The organism is Dyella sp. (assembly GCF_051954575.1).
In the GTDB taxonomy this organism is placed as follows: domain Bacteria; phylum Pseudomonadota; class Gammaproteobacteria; order Xanthomonadales; family Rhodanobacteraceae; genus Dyella_B.
This window is the reverse complement of record NZ_JBQCHP010000183.1, coordinates 1-19533: the sequence shown is the minus strand read 5'-3', so window position 1 is coordinate 19533 and position 19533 is coordinate 1. Positions and strand designations below refer to the sequence as shown.

At 63.8% G+C, this 19533-nt stretch carries 13 protein-coding genes and 1 pseudogene; 5 read left to right on the top strand and 9 right to left on the bottom strand.

What is annotated here, in order from left to right; translation table 11 throughout:
* Window positions 1-288: 288 nt before the first annotated feature.
* From asnB to ACTHNE_RS21375, 3 genes are all read right to left on the bottom strand, one after another.
* Window positions 289-2184: an asparagine synthase (glutamine-hydrolyzing) gene (asnB, locus tag ACTHNE_RS21385; RefSeq protein WP_440270277.1), complete on the bottom strand. Its 1896-nt coding sequence runs from the start codon at window positions 2182-2184 to the stop codon at window positions 289-291.
* A 279-nt stretch (window positions 2185-2463) separates the two neighbouring features.
* Window positions 2464-3984: an ArnT family glycosyltransferase gene (locus ACTHNE_RS21380; protein WP_440270276.1), complete on the bottom strand. Its 1521-nt coding sequence runs from the start codon at window positions 3982-3984 to the stop codon at window positions 2464-2466.
* Between the two features lie 185 nt (window positions 3985-4169).
* Window positions 4170-5237 (bottom strand): glycosyltransferase family 9 protein, encoded by a 1068-nt coding sequence (locus ACTHNE_RS21375; protein ID WP_440270275.1) that lies wholly within the window; start codon window positions 5235-5237, stop codon window positions 4170-4172.
* 228 nt (window positions 5238-5465) lie between these two features.
* Between ACTHNE_RS21375 and ACTHNE_RS21370 the strand changes: the two genes are divergently transcribed.
* Together ACTHNE_RS21370 and ACTHNE_RS21365 are read left to right on the top strand one after the other, a co-directional pair.
* The gene (locus ACTHNE_RS21370) at window positions 5466-6161 is read left to right on the top strand and encodes a response regulator transcription factor (RefSeq protein WP_440270293.1); all 696 of its coding nucleotides are present in this window, start codon (window positions 5466-5468) and stop codon (window positions 6159-6161) included.
* A gap of 4 nt (window positions 6162-6165) precedes the next feature.
* Window positions 6166-7575, top strand: coding sequence for a sensor histidine kinase (locus ACTHNE_RS21365; protein WP_440270274.1), 1410 nt, complete (start codon window positions 6166-6168; stop codon window positions 7573-7575).
* Between the two features lie 62 nt (window positions 7576-7637).
* On the opposite strand, the gene ACTHNE_RS21360 is transcribed toward ACTHNE_RS21365, so the two are convergent.
* Window positions 7638-8264 carry a phosphatase PAP2 family protein gene (locus tag ACTHNE_RS21360; RefSeq protein ID WP_440270273.1) on the bottom strand — a complete coding sequence of 209 codons (627 nt, stop codon included), beginning with the start codon at window positions 8262-8264 and terminating at the stop codon, window positions 7638-7640.
* A gap of 203 nt (window positions 8265-8467) precedes the next feature.
* Between ACTHNE_RS21360 and ACTHNE_RS21355 the strand changes: the two genes are divergently transcribed.
* From ACTHNE_RS21355 to ACTHNE_RS21345, 3 genes are all read left to right on the top strand, one after another.
* The gene (locus ACTHNE_RS21355) at window positions 8468-9250 is read left to right on the top strand and encodes a hypothetical protein (RefSeq protein ID WP_440270272.1); all 783 of its coding nucleotides are present in this window, start codon (window positions 8468-8470) and stop codon (window positions 9248-9250) included.
* A 63-nt stretch (window positions 9251-9313) separates the two neighbouring features.
* Entirely contained in the window at window positions 9314-9934 is a 621-nt protein-coding gene (locus ACTHNE_RS21350) for a methyltransferase (RefSeq protein ID WP_440270271.1), read from the top strand.
* A gap of 15 nt (window positions 9935-9949) precedes the next feature.
* On the top strand, window positions 9950-11419 hold the full coding sequence (locus tag ACTHNE_RS21345; protein ID WP_440270270.1) for a multicopper oxidase family protein: 1470 nt from the start codon (window positions 9950-9952) through the stop codon (window positions 11417-11419).
* 239 nt (window positions 11420-11658) lie between these two features.
* Here the strand turns inward: ACTHNE_RS21345 and ACTHNE_RS21340 are convergent, their stop codons facing one another.
* The 5 genes and pseudogenes from ACTHNE_RS21340 to ACTHNE_RS21320 all read right to left on the bottom strand — a co-directional run.
* Window positions 11659-11838, bottom strand: coding sequence for a CsbD family protein (locus ACTHNE_RS21340; RefSeq protein WP_324940011.1), 180 nt, complete (start codon window positions 11836-11838; stop codon window positions 11659-11661).
* Window positions 11839-12021: 183 nt separating this feature from the next.
* Window positions 12022-14262 (bottom strand): sensor domain-containing diguanylate cyclase, encoded by a 2241-nt coding sequence (locus ACTHNE_RS21335; RefSeq protein WP_324940014.1) that lies wholly within the window; start codon window positions 14260-14262, stop codon window positions 12022-12024.
* A 161-nt stretch (window positions 14263-14423) separates the two neighbouring features.
* Window positions 14424-15968 carry a CehA/McbA family metallohydrolase gene (locus ACTHNE_RS21330; RefSeq protein ID WP_324940017.1) on the bottom strand — a complete coding sequence of 515 codons (1545 nt, stop codon included), beginning with the start codon at window positions 15966-15968 and terminating at the stop codon, window positions 14424-14426.
* A gap of 224 nt (window positions 15969-16192) precedes the next feature.
* Window positions 16193-18994, bottom strand: coding sequence for a TonB-dependent receptor (locus ACTHNE_RS21325; protein WP_324940020.1), 2802 nt, complete (start codon window positions 18992-18994; stop codon window positions 16193-16195).
* Between the two features lie 200 nt (window positions 18995-19194).
* Window positions 19195-19533: pseudogene (locus ACTHNE_RS21320) on the bottom strand (FecR family protein); the annotation flags it as partial.

Below are 19533 nucleotides of genomic sequence, written 5' to 3'. Positions count from 1 at the left end.
TCGCGACCGGATGGAAGCGGGCGGGCCAACTCTCATCGCAATGCCTCAAGCTTTCAGGCTTGAAACCTGCATAGCGCCATGAGCTCTTCAGGCCGTTTCTTTTGGTTACTTTTCTTTGGGCCAGCAAAGAAAAGTGACTCGAGCGCCTGCGGCGATCGAAAGCGCCGCAGGCAATCGTTCACGATCACGCGCGGCTAACTTCCTTGCGGGATCATCTGCACTCAACCTGCAAAAACGTGGGGGTACGTCAAGGTTCGCACCCCAACCTACGCGACTCTTCCGCGGCGACTACAGCGACTGCTGCGCCAGCATTTCTTCCTGCTGCGCGACCGACACCGCCACGCGCTCGCTGTCCAGCCACTGCAGCCATTCGCTCAGCACCACCAACGTCCAGATTGCGCGCGCATGATCGCTCACGCGCGACTGATGCTCGGCGAACAGCGCCTGCGTTTCGCGCAGATCGATGCCCACTTCCTGTAGCACGCCATTTGAAAGATGCGCCTGCGCCCAGTCGCGCAAGGGGCCGCGCAACCATGAAGCCAGCGGCACCGACAAACCACGTTTGCGCCGCGTCACCACCTGCTTGGGCAGATAATTCAACGCGTACTGCTTGAGGAACACCTTGGTGGTAAGCCCGCGCACGCGCGCTTCCAGCGGTAGCGTGGCGGCGAATTCGATCACGCTCTGGTCCAGGAACGGCGCGCGGATTTCCACGCCGTGCAGCATCGCGCCGCGATCGGCCTTGGCCATCAGCGCGTCCGGCAGGGAATGGCCGAAATCGTAGTGCTGGATGGTATCGATCAGGCGTGTTGCATCGTGCTGCGTGTCATCGATGGGCGGCGCGATGCCGAGCCGCTGCTGCCATATCGGCGGAATGCTCGCTGTCCACAACAGATGCCGCGCCAGGCCGTCCAGCTCCTGCCCGCGAATGAAGCGCTTGAGCAGGAACGAGAGCGTGACCTTCTTGTCGCTGGTCGGCAGCGACTCGATCGCGCGTTGCGCCAACGCCTTCACCGGCGGCGGCAGGTTGGCGTAATGGCTGGCCCAGCGTGCGCCGAGATAGGTGGGATAGCCGCCGAACAATTCATCCGCGCCCTCGCCCGCCAGCAACAGGCGCACGTCCTGCGCGGCGCGCTTGGTCACCAGCGACAAGGGAATCCACGCCGGATCGGCCAGCGGTTCGCCGTTGGCGCGGATCAGTTCGCGCAGAGTGCGCGGCACGTCCTGCGCGGAAACGGTCACTTCGACGAAATTGCAGCCCAGTTCGCGCGCGAGTTGCCCCGCGTACTGGCCTTCGTCGAAGGACTCTTCGGCGAAGCGGATGCAATAGGCGGAAACCTTCTGCTCCGGGCGCACGCTGCGCGCCACCGCGGTCATCAGCGCCGAATCGATGCCGCCGCTGAGCAGCACGCCATAATCCACATCGATGTCGCTTTGCCGCCGCACCGCTTCGCGGAAGATTGGATCGAATGCCTGCGTCGATGGCGCGGTGGTGGCCTTTTCCGCTGGAAAATGCCAATAGCGCTGATGGCGGACGCTGCCCGGCTCGATCACGACCATCTCGCCCGGCGCCACCTTGTGGATGTGCCTGAGCGGGCTGGTCGGCGCAGGGCAGTAGCCCGAGCGCAGGTAATGCGCGAGGCCGGCCGGATCGATTTGCACGTCCGGCTGGCAGGCTTTTACCAGCGCGGCCAGTTCGGAGGCGAAATACACCGTCTGGCCGATCAGCGCGTAGTACAGGTGCCGCTCGCCGGCGCGATCGCGTGCCAGGATCAGCCGCTGGTGGCGGCCGTCCCACAGCGCCAGCGCGAACACGCCCTGCACGTGCTCCAGGAACGACAGGCCTTGCTCCAGATACAGCGGCGCCAGCACGGCGACGTCGGTGGTGGCGGTGATGTCGTGCCCGGCCTCGGCGAACGAGCGGCGCAGTTCGCGATGATTGTCGATTTCGCCGTTGCACGCGACGACCACGCCCGCTTCATATTCCAGCAGCGGCGGCTGGTGCCGGTCCACGCCGCGGATGGCCAGGCGGTTGGTGGCCATGGCCAGGCCCGGCCGTGAAATATGCGCATCGCCGTGCGGCCCGCGATGCGCCAGGGCCTGCAGCATAACCTGCGCCTTCTGTTCCAGGTGTGGCAGCGGATGTCCTGCATCCCGACTCAAGATTCCGCAAATTCCACACATTTGGAGGATGCTCTGATCGATTTGGCGGGCAGGCCGCCCAGTTGGCCGATTGTAAAGGAAGGGGTGAAGACGGGGCTCGACGGGACGTGAAGCCGGGGCCCGATATCGCCCGTCGCCGCCATCTGTCCCCTCCCCTGCGAAGTAAGGGAGGGTTAGGGTGGGGTAAACAACCTCGCGGTGAATTCCAGCTGCGCGGCAACCCACCCCAGCCCTCCCTACTTCGCGGGGGAGGGAGCCGCTTTAGCCAAACGGTGGGTGAGCGCTAACCCAAGGCCTGTTTCAAAGCTCAACCAGCTTCAACACATCCTTCCGCCACGTCCCCAGCTCGGTCACCTTGCCGGGACACTGTGCCAGCGCCGGCTCGATCGCCTTCGGCCCCAGGTCCGGATCGATCACCACCAGCGCCCTGCCCTCGTTATGCAGCGCATGGCACAGCGCCTCGCCACCGTGCGGCGCCAGCCAGGGGATGCCGTAGATCACCTTGCCCAGGTACAGGCGCAGGCCCCACGGCGTGGCCTCTTCGATGGTGTAGCCCACCGCGGTGTTCTCGACGAAGACGATCGCCTGGTAGCGCTCGACCGGCGTGGCCGCGCGCAGCTCGGCGGCGGCCTGGCGGTTGTCGTTCACTGAATGCCAGTCGTATGCGGCAATGCCCTTGGCCGCCAGCAGCACCACTACCCACGCGGCCAGCAACAGCTGCTGCTTGCGCTGGCGCAGGTCGAAGCGATCGCGCAACTCCAGTGCCAGCAGCAACGCCAACGGCACGAACAGCGGCAGCATGTACAGCGGTAGGCGCGACTGCACCAGGCAGAACACCACGAACGGCACCAGGAACCACAACGCCAGGAACAGCTCCACGTTCGGACTGCCCTTGGCGCTCCACCGCTCGGCGGATGCCCAGCGACGGATCACCCGCCCCATCGCCGGCCACCACGGCAACAGGCCGATCGCCAGCACCGGCAGGTAGATCTTGATCCAGCCGAACCAGCCCGCGTTGCGCTTGTGCGCGGCGGTGAACACGCGGTTGTAGACCTCCTGGTGCAGGAAGTAGTCCAGCAGGCCGGCGTAACGCAGCACCACCACCAGGTACCAGGACAAGCCCACCAGCAGGAACAGCACGATGCCGCCCAACGGGAAGAAACGGCCCAGGCCACGCCAGCCGTCGCGGCGCACGATGAACGGAATCACCGCCAGCAACGGCATCAGCCCCGGCGGCCCCTTGGTAAGGAACGCCAGGCCCCAGCCCAGCCACATCAGCATCACGTAGCGCTTGCGCCCGCGCTCGTTCTCGTCGAACGCCGCGCACAGAAAGCCCAGCATGGCCAGCGCTTCGCACAAGGTGAGAAACGCATCGGTACTGACGATATTGCCGGCCAGGAACGGCGCCGCCGCGCAGCCGTACACCACGCTGGGCAGCCAGGGTTTTTCCGGCATCAGCCGGCGCCCCATCGCATGCAGCACCAGCAGCGTCAGCAGGAACGCCAGCGCATAGGGAATGCGCACCGCCCAGGTATTGCGGCCGAACACCTTCATCGAGGCGGCGATCACCCAGTAGGTGGTCGGCGGCTTGGAGAAATTGACTTCGTCCGGGCTGTAGGCAGGAGCCAGGTAGTTGCCGGTATCGAGCATCTGCAGCGCCGCCACCGTGTAGCGCCCTTCGTCCGGGCTCCACAAGCCGCGCGTGCCCTGGAACGCAAAGCCCAGCAGCAGCCCGAAGGCGATCACGAACAGCAACGACCAGCGCGTGGCGTGCGTGGTATCGGGCCGCAAGTGGTGCTGCGTGATGCGGTCGTTCGGCATGGGGAAATTCCGGGCAGGGCGCCGCGCCCAGGCGGCGCAAGCTCAGCCGGCAATTGTACTTTGCCAGGCCCCTATGAAGCTCCCCGTAGGTTGGGCTGAGCCCCGGACTTGGTCCGGGGCGAACCCCAGCGCAGTGATGTAGATGGCGATGCTGGGATGCGGCTGCGCCTTATCCCAACCGAAACTCAAGGCTGCCGCACCATTCTGACGACGGCAGGTTCCTTCGGCGGCGTGTCGAACAGATCGGGGAATGCCTTCACCGCGCTGCGGGCGGCATCCTCGGCGGAAAGCTCGCGGGTCAACAACGAACCGCTGCGCGTGCCATACGGCCCGTAGACCTGCTCGTCGGTCACGCAAAACATGCCAAGCGTCGGTACCTGCGAAGCGGCGGCCAGATGCATCACGCCGCAGTCGGCGCTGATCACCAGGTCCACCGCCGACATCACCGCGGCCATGCGGCGGATATGGCTGGAGTAATAGCTCGGCCAGCGCGCACCGAGCATGGAGCGGCCGTGCATGGGCACGATCTCCACGAAGCGGCAATGCGGCGAAAGCACCTGCAGCGTGGTCAGGAAGTCGTTCCACCATGCGGTGGCATAGCACTTGTTGCCGGTGGCGTCGGCGAAAATGCCGATGGTGAGGCCGGTACGTGTCGAGGGCGTGTCCTTGAGCAACTCGCGGATCACCGCCTTGCCGCTGGCGCGCTCCTCCTCGGTAAGGCGGATGTCCATGGGCGGAAACCCCGCGCCTTTGTCAGGCGCAGACACATCACATTCGCGCACCAGCGCCACCGGTCGCTGCGCCATGTGCCGTGGCGCCTGCGTGGCGGGCACCACATGGGTGAGACCGCGCGATGGTTTTTCCGCATCGCCGAAACCGAGCTTGTAGCACCCGCGGAAAATACGCGCCAGCGTGCGGCTGAAACCCGAACCCACGCAGGGATCGATCACCAGGTCGTAGCGGTTCTTGCGAATCCGCGCGACCAGCGCAAGAAAGCTCCCCGGATGTTTGAAACCGCGGCGCGGCAGGCAGTACACGTTGCGCACGCTGAAGAACGTGGCGAACACATCGCCGGCGAGCGGACCTTCGGCGACGATGTCGATCTCCGCGCCCTTGTACAACCGTTCCAGCTCCGCGATCAGCGGCGTCATCAACAGCATGTTGCCGAGCCGGTGATTGGGCCGGCATACCAGGATGCGATGGATGCCCTGGCGTGGAATGCCATTGCTGGAGAAATCGGACAATGCGCTCAAAGGACACCTGGCAGGCTGGCTGCGTTGAATGCGTGTTTCGGCGTAATGGATTCATCACGCAACGGCACGTCCTTGGCGGGCACGCATCAGGGAGTGTGTGCGGATGACCTTACCCCACACTTACCGGCGTGTTAGGTTTTCGTCATTCGTTCAAGGAATCTGTCAGGCTGGTGAAAGCCGGCTCGCTGCACGCTGTCGCAACGCGCTCGCACGGCGCGTCCATAGCTCATATTCCCGACCGGAGAGGCCGACCTGAACGTTCTGATCGTTGAAGATTCCCTGCGTTTGCGCGAATCGCTCGGGCGTGGCCTCGGCGCGTCGGGTTTCGCCGTGGATACCGCCGCCAACGGCATCATCGCCTGCCAGCACCTGGACACCTATGAGTACGAGCTGGTGGTGCTCGACCTGGGACTGCCCGGCATGGACGGCCTGTCCGTACTGCGGCATATCCAGGGCCGCACGTCGCGTCCGCGCGTGCTGGTGCTGTCGGCGCGCGACCAGACCGCCGACCGCATCGATGCGCTCAACCGTGGCGCCGACGACTATCTGGTCAAGCCGTTTTCGTTCGACGAACTGGTCGCACGGCTGCACGCCCTCGCGCGACGCTCCAAGGATGCGCAGACGCCGCAGCTGACGATCGGCGAATTGAGCCTTGATCCCGTCACGCGCTCCGTGCACGTGCATGGCGAGCCCTTGCTGCTTACGCCACGCGAATTTTCCCTGCTGGAGCTGTTGTTGCGGCATCGCGGTCGCGCCTTTTCGCGCGGCGAGATTCTCGAACGGCTGGCCGGTTGCGAATCCAATGCGTCCGACCGCAGTGTGGAAGTGCTCGTGTTCGGCCTGCGGCGCAAGCTCGAACACGCCGGCATCGGCGAGCTGGTGCAGACACGCCGCGGCTTCGGCTATCTGATTGCGAAACAGTGACTCCATGTTTGGACGCGCCACCTCGCTGCGCTTTCGCACCACCTTGCTGGTGATCGCAGCGATCGTGCTGGTGCTGGGTACCGCCACGCTGGCGATCGACATCCGCGTCGATAATGAAGTCGCGCAGCGTGCCGATACCAACCTGCTGGAACGTGCGCAGGCGCTGGCGGACATCTACAACTCGCAGACGCAGGCCTCGACCCAGGCGCTGCCCTCCTATTGGATCCCTTCATTCCTGGCCGACGACGGTACGGTTTATTTCCAGATCGACTGCGGCGGCCGGCGCGTGGTGTCTTCGAGCCAGGCTGCACTGCTGGCGTGGCCGGCGCTGCAACCGGCCCAATCCATGGCCTTTGTGGACATGGCCGATCGCCAGGGCACGGCGCTGCGTGCCATTGCGTTGCGCTTTTCGGCGAACGCCAATGCGCCACATGGCGTTGGCGACACCAATGCCGACGTCGCCAGCGCGCTCGGCGCACCGGAATGCGTGCTCGGCCTGGCGGTCGATCGCAGCGAAGTGGTGGATTTCCAGCAATCCATGGACCGCATCGAGTTCGGCGCGGTCGTGCTGGGCTTCCTGGCGGTGGCCGTGCTGACGCCGCTGCTGGTGACGCGCAGCCTGCATCCGCTGTCCGGCCTGGCCAGGGCGATGGAGACGATTGGTCCGGATACGCCGAGCATGCGGCTGGCCGACACTCGCATCCGCGAGCTCGTTCCGCTGATCACGCACTTCAACGAAGTGCTCTCGCGCATGGAGGAAGGCCTGCTGCGCGAACGCCAGTTCGCCAGCAGCGCGGCGCACGAACTGCGCACGCCGCTGTCCGAACTGCGCACCGCGATCGAAGTGGAGATGCGCTATCCCAGCGGCCGCGACGTCAACGAACTGCTTGCCGATATCGGCGAGATCGGCCAGAACATGGAACGCATGGTGACCGCGCTGCTATTGCTCACGCGTGTCGAAGCGGGCATCGAGCGATTGGCCTTGCAACGCGTGGACGTAAGCGCGCTGACGAAAACGCTGATCGGGCGGCATCGGCTTCGCCTGCAGGAGCGCAGCTTGAAGCTGGCGGCGCAGATCGATGCGCAGGTCACCTGGATGGCCGATCCCACGCTGCTGGACGTGGTGCTCGGCAATCTGCTGGGCAACGCCATCGCCTACGCGCCGGCCGGCAGCACGATCCAGCTGCAATGCACGGCGAACGGCTGGTCCGTCAGCAATGCCGCGCCGGACCTCACCGCGGAAGACATCGCACGCATGCAGCAGCGCTTCTGGCGCAAGGGCAAGGAAGCCGGCGTGCATACGGGGCTTGGATTGTCGTTGGCGGCTTCGGCGGCGCGCGCGCAATCGTTGCGGATGGAGCTAGTGCTGCACGAAGGAAACTTGCTGGCGCGCGTGCTCGTGCGGTTTTCGTAGGTTGGGTTAGCGCAGCGTAACCCAACGTATTTTTGCGAGACATCTACAGGCAGCATTCCGCACTATTTGAAATGGTGGATAAAACCCACCTGAAATCCACCCGGCAACCAGCTGATGATCAATGGCGATTGCCGCCGCGCCGCATAAATGCCGAAGCCCACGCCCACCGCCGCGCCGACCAGCACGTCGCTTTGCCAATGGCCGCGCGTTTTCACCCGCGCCACGGCGTCATACGCGGGCAGCAGGGCCAGCGCGTACACCGCCGGATGATCGTCACCGTAGCGCGCCATGAACGGCGTCACCGCGGCGGAAATCGCCGCCACTTCACCGCTGGGAAAACTTTGCGCGTGCGTGCCCTGGAAGAACCGGTTGGGATCGGAGGTCTGCGAGGGTCGTTCGCGCTGGAAGGTGTACTTCATCGCCTGCGTGGTGACGCCGGTGAAGACCATCGCATCCACCGAACGCCACAGCGTATTGCCGAAGCTGTCCTGATCACCGAACGCCAGTGCACCCAGGCCGACGCCGGCGACGGTGCCGTACAGGAGGCCGCTCTGGATGCTGCGGTTCCACACGCCCGTATTGCTGTAGGCCACGCGGTGGTCAATGCCGAGAAAGCCGCCGCCTGCCCGCGCATACCCGGGAACCAGGCATGCCAGCAGCACTAAGACCATGGAACGTAACGCGCGCATCACGCCGCTTCCGCGTATGCAGGCCCTTATCTTGCAGGTACTGGCGACACTAAGCCCGCAGCCTTTGGTTTGACTTAGTGCGAGATGAAATTTGCGCTATGTGACGCATAGCTGGCGCGAGTGAAGCGTGCGGGCTGGACGCGTAAGCGAATACTCAGCGACCAGTGCGATGCTCATGCCTATATCCCGCTTCGGCTTCCCCCATGCCACCTCGCCGTCTACTGCTGTTCGCCCTGTCCGTGGCCGCATCGCTGGCGGCGCCGCTTGCCCACGCCGATCTCACCGACGAAATCCAGGTGTACGACGACAGCATCAATCACCGCGGCCAGTGGGGGCTGGAACTGCATGTGAACAGCACGCTCCAGGGTCGCTCGACACCCGCGTATCCCGGCGAAATTCCGCCGGATCGCGGTTTTCGCACCACGATGGAATGGTCCTACGGCATCACCGACACCCTGGAAGCAGGGCTTTACCTGCCCTTTCTGCACGATGCGGCGGGCACCAACTATTTCGCCGGGCCGCGCGTACGCCTGAAGTGGATACCGCTGAAGCCGGCGGAAGGCGGCGCCGGCCCGTTCCTGGGCTTGAACGTGGAACTATCGGCGGTAAACGGGCGCCTGGAGCAAGGGCGCCCGGCGATCGAGCTGCGGCCGATCATCGGCTATCGCAGCCCGCTGTGGCTGATCGCGTTCAACCCGGTGGTGGATGCCGCATTCCGGCCGCGCTACGGCAGCAGCAGTTCCAATTTTGCGCCCGCGCTGAAGGTAGCGAGGACCGTGTGGGCCGGCACCGCCGTGGGCGTGGAGTACTACAACGATTTCGGCCGTATCGGCCAGTTCGATCCATCCCGCAGGCAAAACCAGCAGCTGTTCGCCGCCATCGATGTGACGCGCGGGCTCGTTCCGTTCAACTTCGGCATCGGTCGCGGCTTGAGCGACGCCAGCGACAAGTGGACGGTGAAGGCGATATTCGAAATACCGATTTGAGCGCTCGTCCAGCTGCCTGCTGCGGAGGATAATGGCCGGCGACACCATCGGAGCGCATGAGCCATGGTCGACCCCCGCCGCCACTGGGAACAAGTCTACGAAACCAAAACCGCCGATGCGGTGAGCTGGTTCCAGGCACGCCCCAACACCTCGCTGGCCTTCATCGCCGATAGCGGATTGTCGCCCGATGCGCCGGTGATCGACGTCGGCGGCGGCGCGTCCACGCTCGTGGACCATCTGCTGGACCTGGGCTACACGAACCTGAGCGTGCTGGATATTTCCGCGCAGGCGCTTGCGCAGGCCAAGGCGCGGCTCGGTGCGGCCAGGGCACGGCGCGTGCATTGGCTGGTGCAGGACGTGACGCGCTTCGTGCCGCCGCAACCCTACGCGTTATGGCACGACCGCGCGGTGTTTCATTTCCTGACCGACGAGGCGGCCAGGTCGGCCTACCTGACAGCGCTGCGCCGCAGCGTCGCGCCCGGCGGCACGGTGATCGTGGCCACCTTCGCCACCGACGGCCCCACGCAATGCAGCGGCCTCAAGGTGACGCGTTACGATGCGAACACGTTGAATGCGCTATTTGGCAGCGAATTCGAGCGCATGGCGACCGCGCGCGACATGCACGTGACGCCATGGGGTTCGATCCAGGCCTTCACCTATCTGCGCCTGCGCCGGCGCGAATGAAACAGGAGATACGCCATGCCGATCGGCCGCCGCCAATTCCTGCAACTGGGCGCATGGATGGCCGCGGCAAGCCAGACGCCGGCATGGTTGCGCGCGGCCCAGACGGCTGAGCCACCGGCAGGCAAGGCCGACTACAGCCTGCGCATCGCGCACAGCCTGGTCGAGCTGGCGCCGGATCGCATCATCCGCACGACCACCTACAACGGCCAGTTTCCCGGTCCGCTGATTCGGCTGCGCGAAGGGCAGCGCGTCGTCGTCGATGTCTACAACGATACGGACCTGCCGGAGCAACTGCATTGGCACGGCCAGACCGTGCCGGTGGACGTCGACGGCGCGGCAGAAGAAGGCACGCCATTCATTCCCGCACACGGCATGCGCCGGCTGTCGTTCGTGCCGGGGCCGGCGGGCTTTCGCTTCTATCACACGCATGCGGTAGCGGGCGATGATCTTACGCGCGGGCAATACGGCGCGCAGGCGGGGCCGGTTTATATCGAACCCCGGCATGAGCCGGGTGATTACGATCGCGAGGTGTTCCTGGTGTTGAAGGAATTCGATCCGTTCTTCAGCCAGGGCGGTGACATGGCGATGGATTTTTTGCGGCCGGCCGAACGCGAACATGCATTGGAAGAACGCGGCGAGTCCGCCATGAAGGCGTCGCTCGCGCAAGGCCATCGGCATGGCTATGAAGTGGGCTACCAGGCATTCGCCATCAACGGCCGCATGCTCGGCCATGGCGAACCGATACGCGTGAAGCCCGGCGAGCGCGTGCTGTTCCATGTGCTCAACGCCAGCGCTACCGAGATACGCAGCCTGGCTTTGCCGGGCCATCGGTTCAAGGTGGTGGCGCTGGACGGCAACGCGGTGGCGCATCCGGCGGAGGTTCCGGTGCTGTGGATCGGCACTGCCGAACGCGTCAGCGCGATCGTCGAGATGACGCATCCGGGCGTGTGGATACTTGGCGATCTCGATGACGGCGATCGCCAGCATGGCATGGGCGTGGTGGTGGAATACGCAGGCCACAGCGGCAGGCCGCAATGGAGCGCGCCGAAGGCTTCGAGCTGGGATTACCGGCTTTTTGGGCAGCCGGACAGCAAAGCGGCGACGCCGGACCAGATCATCGATCTCAGCTTCGCCAAGCAGAACGCCGCCGAGCACGGCTTCAACCGCTGGACGATCAACGACGTCGCCTTCGACATGCACAGCCGCAAGCCCATGCTGCAGCTTCGCTACGGCCAGCGTTATCGCCTGCGCATGCACAACGCCAGCGATGACATCCACCCGATCCATCTGCACCGGCACACGTTCGAGATCACGCGCGTAGCTGGACAATCTACCGGCGGCATCCGCAAGGACGTGGCGATGCTGGGCGGCTACCAGACGATGGAGGTCGACTTCACCGCCGATCAGCGCGGGCTTTCGCTATTTCATTGCCATTCGCAGTTGCATATGGATTTTGGGTTTATGGCGTTGTTCGAGTGTGTGTAGCAGAAACCTGATTAGCGTCGAATCCAAACGTGCCGGAATGCGCCCCCTCCCCTGCAAGCAGGGGGGGGAGCCATCATTCGTACAGTTGAGACGTGACGCTTCGGGAAAGAGGCTCAAGCAGTTCGCCGGAACACACAAACAAAGAGGGTGCCACATGCACCCTCTTCTGGCTCACTCCCTTGCGAAGCCTCCACGGCTTCGTATCGTCGCTCCATTGAATCCTGCAGCCCAGCTACATATCACCGATGTTGTTTGCGCGCTTCGTCGTTGGCCTTGCCTACTTCTTTCTGGATTTTTCCGGCGTTCTTTTCGAGATTGCCGGATGCTTCGCGCGCGGGATTGCCGGTTACTTTGCCGGCGGCTTCTTTGATACCACCTTTGATTTCGTGCTTGGTGCCTTCGACCCGATTCTTGTCCATGACATCCTCCTGCCTTCAGTAGTGGGGCCATCATGCGCATCGCTTCGGCACGAGGCGGTGCAAATCAGGTGAAGAACGCCGCGATATTGCTGAGCACGCCCTGCATGTTCAGTCCGTTTGCCGGCACCGCGCGCAGCATCACGGCGCGTGCACGCGTTCTGCATATCCGGCTCACGGCGGCGGCTATTGCGCCTTGCGCAACGGCACTGGCTCGTCGTGGCCGTCACCGTGCTGAGGACCTTTTCCCTTGGACTTGCCATTGCCGTCGCCGTTGCCATCGAAGCCGCGGCTCAGCAGGCGGAAGGTGTCGCGGCCCGCTTCCTTGGCCTGGTACAGCGCCTCGTCGGCCAGCTTCATCAGGTTGTCGCCGGACAGCTCGTTCTTGCACACAACCGCACCGATGCTCATTTTCACCGCCACCTGCCCGATGCCCGCATCGACCGTCATGTGCAGGCGTTCCCACAAGGACTGCGTAAACGCCTGGGCATGGTCGGCGTTGCCGATGTCGCAGCTGAGCACGACGAATTCGTCGCCGCCTATGCGCGCGACCAGTTCGCCTTCGCGCACCAGCTTCTGCAAGCAACGCCCGACTTCGGCCAGCACGATGTCGCCGGTGGCGTGGCCGTAGGTGTCGTTGATGGTTTTGAAATTGTCGATATCCACCAGCGCCAGCAGCACCGGCACGTTGTGTTGCTGCGCCTGTTCGAGCAAGCCCGACACCCGTTCGCTGAAATAGCGCCGGTTGGCCAGTCCGGTCAGCGAGTCCTGGTGCGCCAGGCGCATCAGTTCGCGCTCCACGTTCTTGATGTGGGTGATCTCGGTGGTGAGCTCGTAGACGCCGCGCACGATGCCTTGTGCGTCACGGTCGGGCACGTAGTGGGTCTGGAAGTGCAGCAGCTTGTCGTCGTGCTTGGCTTCGTATTCGAACAACATGGGCTCGCCCGCACAGGCGCGTTCCAGGTAATGCTTCAGACGATCGTAGACGGCGTCGCCGTGTACCTGGCGCACAGTCTTGCCGACGATCTGCACGGGTGTCTGGCCGGAAATCTGTTCGACGAAGCGATTGACGTAGGTGTAATGCCAGGTGGTGTCGATGCGCGCGATGATCGCCGGCATGTTGTCGGTGATGGTGCGCAACTGGGCACGGCTTTCCAGCAAGGCCTGCTCGATGCGCATGCGCTCGGTGACGTTGCGGCCGGTGTAGATGATGTCCATCGCGCCATGGCCGTCCGGGCTCGGTACCAGGCGCGCAAAGGCTTCGATCCACAGGTAACGGCCATCTTTATGCTGCAACCGATAGGTAGCGGTAAGCGTGCCGCCCTGGGCGCGCAGTTTCGCCACCTCGGCGCAGATGCGTTCGCGATCGTCGGGATGGATCAGGTCGGGCCGCGGTTGCAGGAATTCCTCCACGTCCCAGCCCAGCAATTCCTTCACCGAGGGCGACACATACACGCGGTCGCCGTTGGGACGAATGCGCATCACCAGGTCGCCGCTGTGTTCGGCCAGCATGCGATAGCGCAGTTCGCTGTCGTGCATGCCGTTGCGCAAGCGCTCCTGGTCCGCCAGCGCCAGCGCAATGGGCAGCGCTACGAAGCAGGACACACCGATGAACACCTGCGCCATCACCACGCGGAACGCGGGCGTGACGCCGGCCACCAGATTGAACGGGCCGATATTCAAGGTAGTGGCGAGGCTGATGACCAGCGCCAGGATCAGCATGCCGGCCACCATACCGACAAAGCGATAGCGGAACACCAAGAACAGCAGCGGGGGGTAGATCAGGAACGCCATCGGCACGCGCGATTCCACGAACACGCCCAGGGTGACCGCCGTCATGAGTACCAGATCGCGCGCCACGATCCAGATGCGCCTGCGCTCGAAGTGCCGCAACGCTGGAACGGCCGCGACCAGCGACGCACTGCCACCGATCGCCATACCGACGAAATGCGCGCGGAACAGGGTATTGAAACTCACCCACGGGTTCGGCTGCGTCCATAGCTCCAGGATGCTCATCTTGCCCAGGCTGCACAGCACGCTGCCGACCAAGGCACTGACGATGCCGACGCGCGCCAGGTCCATGAAGCGCGTTTGTGCGCCGAGCTGCGGAAAGCGGCGGCGGATGGATTCGCTGACGATCACCGTTTCCAGCGCCTGGCACGGACCGATCAGCACGGATTGCAGCAGCGCATCGCCCAGCGACAGCTTGGCCGCGACATAACCCAGGAACGCTGCCACCAGCAGCGGCCACGTGCGCGTCAGCGGTTTTTGCACCAGCCAGCCGATCAGCGCGCCGTTGGCCAGCCACAGCGCGACGGGCGCGTGGTTGGCCCTGGCCAGTGCAAGCGCATAGTAGGAAAGACCGCCCGCGAGCACGAAGGCGGCTAAAACCGACCACAACCGGTCTGTGGCACGCCTATCGAACATAGGTTCCCCCGTCCCGCACGGTGCTGCGCGGGTCCACTTGAAAGAGGGAATGCAAGAGTTCTGCCAACCGCATCGCATGGCAAATGCACGACCTAGGCTGGGGTGAAATCCCGGCATGGACGCGGTACGAAGCTGGGATTTCATCCCTGCCTACGGCAGCCTTACGGCGCGGTTTGGCCGCCTGAATCGATATAAATCGGATTGCCCACCAGCAGCAGCTCCCCGGCTGCGCCGCGCACATTCGCGCGCACCCAGTGCCGCCGTCCGTCACCGATCCACTCCAACGATTGTGCCAGGCTGCCGTGGACAGTCAGGTCGGTGCGCGGTTGCCAGGGTTTGCCGTCAATCAGCATTTCCACTTTGGCGCCTTCGGGCGCCGACACCTTGACCGTGAAATGCACGCTTGCACCAGCCGGCACGCTCAGCGCATCGCCCATTTCCGCCGACTGCCGCCCTGCCTGCGCGGTGAGGTCGAGCATGCGGTCGCGCGTACCTTGTACGTCGATGAACACATGCCCGGCACGGATACCGGCCAGGATCGCCGGCATGGACAGCTCGCTGGCGTGCACCACCGTGGTGGGCATGCCGACCAGGCCGCCACCGGGTGTGGTGAGCGCCTGCTTGGCATCGTGGTTATCGCTGCCGCCAATGCCGGTCAGGCGGTAGCCCTGATCGAGCCAGTGCTGCCAGAACGGGATGCCGGTATCGGGCAGCATCGCGTCCATGCCGTTGACGGCCTCGATCGCCTGCACGCGGTGCATGTCGACCGGTTTTTGCGGCGCCCAGCCGCAGCCCATGCAGGTTTCGTCGTCGGGGCGGACCGGGTGGTTGATCGAAACCAATCCATGCACTTTGGCGGCTTCGGCCAGCAGCGCGTTCCAGTCCGGCACGCCGGTGCTGCCCACGCGAAAATCGATTGGCTCGTTGGTACCGAACAAGTTCGCATGGCCGTAGAAGGTGGTGAGCTCGCGCGCCGGGATCAGTAGCAGGCGATCAAAATACGGCTGCAGCTCGCGCATGTCGTTCGCCTGCGATACCGAGTTGTGATCGCTCAGCGCAATGAAGTCGAGTCCGCGCTGTATGGCCGCCTCGATAGTGAGAAACAGCGGGCACGGCACCCGCTGGCTGCCGCTCTGGCTGGTGCAGCTGCCGTCGCTGTGCGCGCCGTGCATGTGCAGGTCGCCGCGATACCAACCTGCTTCCTTGCGCAACGGCGGATTCAATACCGCCGGCAACCACGCCGGATCGCCCGCATGGTTGAACCAGATTTTCGCCGTGTAATCGGCAGTCGCATTCCGGCGGATGTTGGGAATGCCGAGCAACAGCGTCCAGCGTCCCGGACGAATCGCGCCGGGCAGGAACGAGGGCGTGGCATCCGTTGCGCTGACGGTGAAAAGCTTCTTGCTGCCGCCGCTCCAGCCGCGGAATCCATCCTGCCCGCGGAAACCATCCGGGCCGAGCAGGCCGAGGTCGATGGTGGTGCGCTGGTCGCGGCCGGTGTAGTCGAACTGGACGGTGATGCGAGTGACGTTGGGCGGAACCTGGAAGGTGACGGGGTGGTAGGTGTGGTTGTCGGCGGGGTGGATCTGGCCTTTGAGGATGAGGTCAGGATTGTTATCGGCTGCATACGCGCTGAAACCAACGCACGCGGACAGGGCTATCAACGCCTGCATCAGAAGGGTGCGTAAGGAGAATGGTGCTTTCATGGCTTTGGTTGGATTCGCTCTCGGTTACGCACTGGCCAAATTGCCCCTCACTACCTCACCGTCATCCCGGCGAAAGCTGGGATCCAGTTAAGCACGTCGTGCGCAGCACTCGTTACGTTCCTTATGTTGAGTGCTGCGCACAGCATGCTTGACTGGATTCCGGCGTTCGCCGGAATGACGAAGAGGCCAGATCAAGCATGCCGGCCAGCCAATGCATCACCCACTCAAAACCGATACATCACCGACGCCCTGAACGCCCTGCCCAGCAACGGCCGTGCAATAAACACCGTCGCCCCTGCGTCGGCGCTCTTCAATTCGCCCGCACGCGGATTGCCCTCGGTCAAACCCAGCGAATTGTTGAGGTTGTCGGCATAGAAGAAGAACGACAGCGCCGGCGTGGCCTGGTAGCGCGCGCTGAAGCCGATCACGTTGTACTGCGGCAGCACCACCGAGTTGGCGGTATCGGAGTAGCGCTTGCCTTCGTATTCGTAGGTGAGCTGCAAACGCAGCTTGTTGTCGAGCAGGTTTACGCCTGGCACGATGCGGAAGCTCTTGCGCGGTACGCGTACCAAGTAGTTGTCGTTGTAGTCGAGCAATACCGGCGCACCGGCCTGGACGATGGTATAGCGCAGGCCCTTGTAGCGCGGATCCTGCAGCGTGGCGCTGTATTGCAAGTCGAACCAGTTCGTCGGATAGATCGTGCCTTCCAGCTCCAGGCCGTAGGTTTCGGTGTTCGCATAGCCTTGCTGCGGCGTCGATACGCCGGTGTTCGGATTGAACACGTAGTTGCTGAAGCCGACGTTGTTGTAGCGGGTATAGAAGAACGTCGCGTAGCTTTCGACGTAGCGGTTGGCGAACTTGTAGCCCACCTCGGGCAGGATCATCGTCTGCGTGATCGGCGTGGCGGTCGGCGAGGTGATGTACGAACTCAGGTTCGGCAGGCGGAAGGCGGAGGTGTAGCGCGCGAATACGCCCTGGTGATCGCTGAACTGGTAGTTCGCGCCCAGCGTCCAGCCCAGCTTGTGGAAGCTGTGGTCATACGTGGCGTATTGGCCGTTGCCGGTGAGGATGGACGAGCTCCACGGCGTGCCCAGGTTCTTCGAGCTGGACAATTCGGTCCAGCCGCTGGTTTCCACGCGCTCCCAGCGTACGCCGCCGTCGATGCGCAGCTTGTCGTTGATCTGCCATTCGTCCGAGGCATAAAACGCATCGGTATCGGAGACGCCATGGGCGTGCGCCCATTCGTAACCGTTGTTGTAGATGCCATCGTCGGTCAAAGGGCCCAGCGGCGCGCCGGCCGCGTTCACCGCCACCAGGTTGAGCAGCTTGGCGTTGTCCTGCGCGTCCAGCAGCACGGTGGAGGAGAAACGGTCGAAGCTCTGGTTGAAGTGCGCGTGGTAGTAGCCCAGCGTGACGTCGTGCGTCTGGTCGCCGAATTCGAACTTGCGCAGCAGGCGCGTGTTGCTGGTGATCTCGTTCACCGGCATGGTGACGCCACGCAGGCCACCGAGGATCACCAGGCCGTTGCCGTTCTGGTTGGCGTTGTTGAATACCGCACCGGAGTCCGCGTACTGCAGTTGCATGCCGGCGGCGCCCGGGTAGTACTGCTTCAGGCGCGCCTGCGCGGAGGCGTACAACGCGGCCGACGTCTCGATCGCATTGGGAAACACGCCGTTGCGCTGCGTATTGGTGCTGCTGTAGCGCAAGTCTTCGGCGATCTTCCAGTCGTCCCACAGCTTGTAGTCGAACTTCAGCGTGAGCTGGGTGCGCTTCACGTCGGTACCGACGGTGTTGTCAAAGTTGTAGTAGCTGCCATTGCCCTGTTGCAGTTGCATGTGCTCCGTGTCCTGGCCGGCCACGGTGCCGTAATTGCCGTTGAAGCCGGGAATGGCTGCCAGGTCGCCGCCGGCGTTGCGATACATGGGAATGCCCAGGTCCAGATAGACCCGGTCATCCAGGCGCTTCACGTCGAGACTGAAATTGCCGTTCTCGAACTGCTTGGACAGCGTGGCGCGCAGCTGGCCGCCGTTGTCGCCATTGAAGCCCGGATTGCGAACGTTGTGGTCGATACGGAAAAAGCCGCCGGTGCTGAGCTTCCAACCATCGCCGATCGGCGTGCCGTACCAGAAATCCAGGCGTCCGAGACCATAGTTGCCGGCGGTGTACTTGACCAGGCCTTCGGCCATGTCATCGACCTGGCGCGGGATGAAGTTGATCGCGCCGGCCGGTGCGTTCGAATAGAAGATCGACGAAGGACCACCGCGCACCACTTCGACGCGATCGATGGTTTCATCCAGGCGAAAGGCCTGGTCCGCATTGAGATACCCCAACGCTGGATCGTGCTGCACCGGCACGCCGTCTTCGAGCAGATTCACTGAACCGAAGCCATCGACCGGAATGCCGCGCACGCGGATATTGGCGCTCGCTTCGCCGCCGGAGGCTTCCACCCAGAAGCCCGGCACCGATTTCACCGCTTCGGCAACGCTGGTCGGCGCCTGCATGCGCAGGCGGTCTTCGTCGATGGTGGTGATCGAGTAGCTGGTTTGCGCGCGGGTGCGCACATCCACGCCGGAACGCGCGGTGACCACCACTTGCGCAAGGTCCTTTGCGCTCTTGTCGCGCCCGCTTTGTACCGCGCCTCCATTCACCGTTTGAGGATCTGAACTACCGGCCGTCGCTACCGCAGCGGAGGCCGGATTGCCCGCATTGGTTGCCACGTTTCCCGGCACGATCGTCACCGTGTTCGGCGTTACGAAGCGATAGCCCAAGCCCGTGCCCGCCAATAGCTGGCGCAGTTGCTGTTCCGGCGCAATGCCAGCCTCGGCGCCCGGGCTGCGGACGCTGTCGGCGATTTCCGAGCCGTAGACAATCTGCAGGCCGGCCTCGTGCGAGAAATTTTCCAACGCCTTGGCCAGCGGCATCGGCGCGATAGCGGTGGTGTGCGCGGCATCGGTTTGTGCGAACGCCGCAAAAGGAATACTCGTGCTGAGTATCAGAGCGATATGAAGTGCCAGACGATTACGCATGTGGGGAAGCAGCCTTGGATAGGTAACGGCGGCAAGCGTTGTCGCATGCCCTTACCATTCAAGAGTCCGCCAGCGCGGAATCGGGTACCGCCGGTTGGATGAATTTTTTCTTACAGCTTGCCGGGATTTGTAGGTTGGGGTGCAAACCCCAACATCGCCGTCCACACAATTGCGACCCTTGTTGGGTTTTGCACCCCAACCTACCGTGAGGCCACCACACGAATGCGATCGGCCCCTTCGATCACCCGCACCTTCGGCAAAGTCGACAGATAAGCCACGAACGCCTGCGGATTGTTCGCATGGAAAATGCCGCTGATGCGCTTGCCGGCGATCGCTTCGTCATCGATCACCAGCGGCTTGCTGGTGTAAGCATTGAAGCGCCGCGCCACGTCGCCGATGGTTTCGCGCTGGAAGCGGATCTCGGTGGGCAGCCAGGCGGTGGCTTGCGGCAGTTGCACCGGATGCACAAGGCCTACACCAGCGGGGCCGAACTGAATCTGTTGACCGGCGGTAAGATCGGCCAGCGCATTGGTGCCCGA

Bases quoted from the DNA above. Each gene is read 5' to 3' on its own strand.
- asnB (WP_440270277.1), bottom strand. From the start codon at position 2,184: ATGTGTGGAATTTGCGGAATCTTGAGTCGGGATGCAGGACATCCGCTG.
- ACTHNE_RS21380 (WP_440270276.1), bottom strand. From the start codon at position 3,984: ATGCCGAACGACCGCATCACGCAGCACCACTTGCGGCCCGATACCACG.
- ACTHNE_RS21365 (WP_440270274.1), top strand. From the start codon at position 6,166: ATGTTTGGACGCGCCACCTCGCTGCGCTTTCGCACCACCTTGCTGGTG.
- ACTHNE_RS21360 (WP_440270273.1), bottom strand. From the start codon at position 8,264: ATGCGCGCGTTACGTTCCATGGTCTTAGTGCTGCTGGCATGCCTGGTT.
- ACTHNE_RS21355 (WP_440270272.1), top strand. From the start codon at position 8,468: ATGCCACCTCGCCGTCTACTGCTGTTCGCCCTGTCCGTGGCCGCATCG.
- ACTHNE_RS21350 (WP_440270271.1), top strand. From the start codon at position 9,314: ATGGTCGACCCCCGCCGCCACTGGGAACAAGTCTACGAAACCAAAACC.
- ACTHNE_RS21345 (WP_440270270.1), top strand. From the start codon at position 9,950: ATGCCGATCGGCCGCCGCCAATTCCTGCAACTGGGCGCATGGATGGCC.
- ACTHNE_RS21340 (WP_324940011.1), bottom strand. From the start codon at position 11,838: ATGGACAAGAATCGGGTCGAAGGCACCAAGCACGAAATCAAAGGTGGT.
- ACTHNE_RS21335 (WP_324940014.1), bottom strand. From the start codon at position 14,262: ATGTTCGATAGGCGTGCCACAGACCGGTTGTGGTCGGTTTTAGCCGCC.
- ACTHNE_RS21330 (WP_324940017.1), bottom strand. From the start codon at position 15,968: ATGAAAGCACCATTCTCCTTACGCACCCTTCTGATGCAGGCGTTGATA.
- ACTHNE_RS21325 (WP_324940020.1), bottom strand. From the start codon at position 18,994: ATGCGTAATCGTCTGGCACTTCATATCGCTCTGATACTCAGCACGAGT.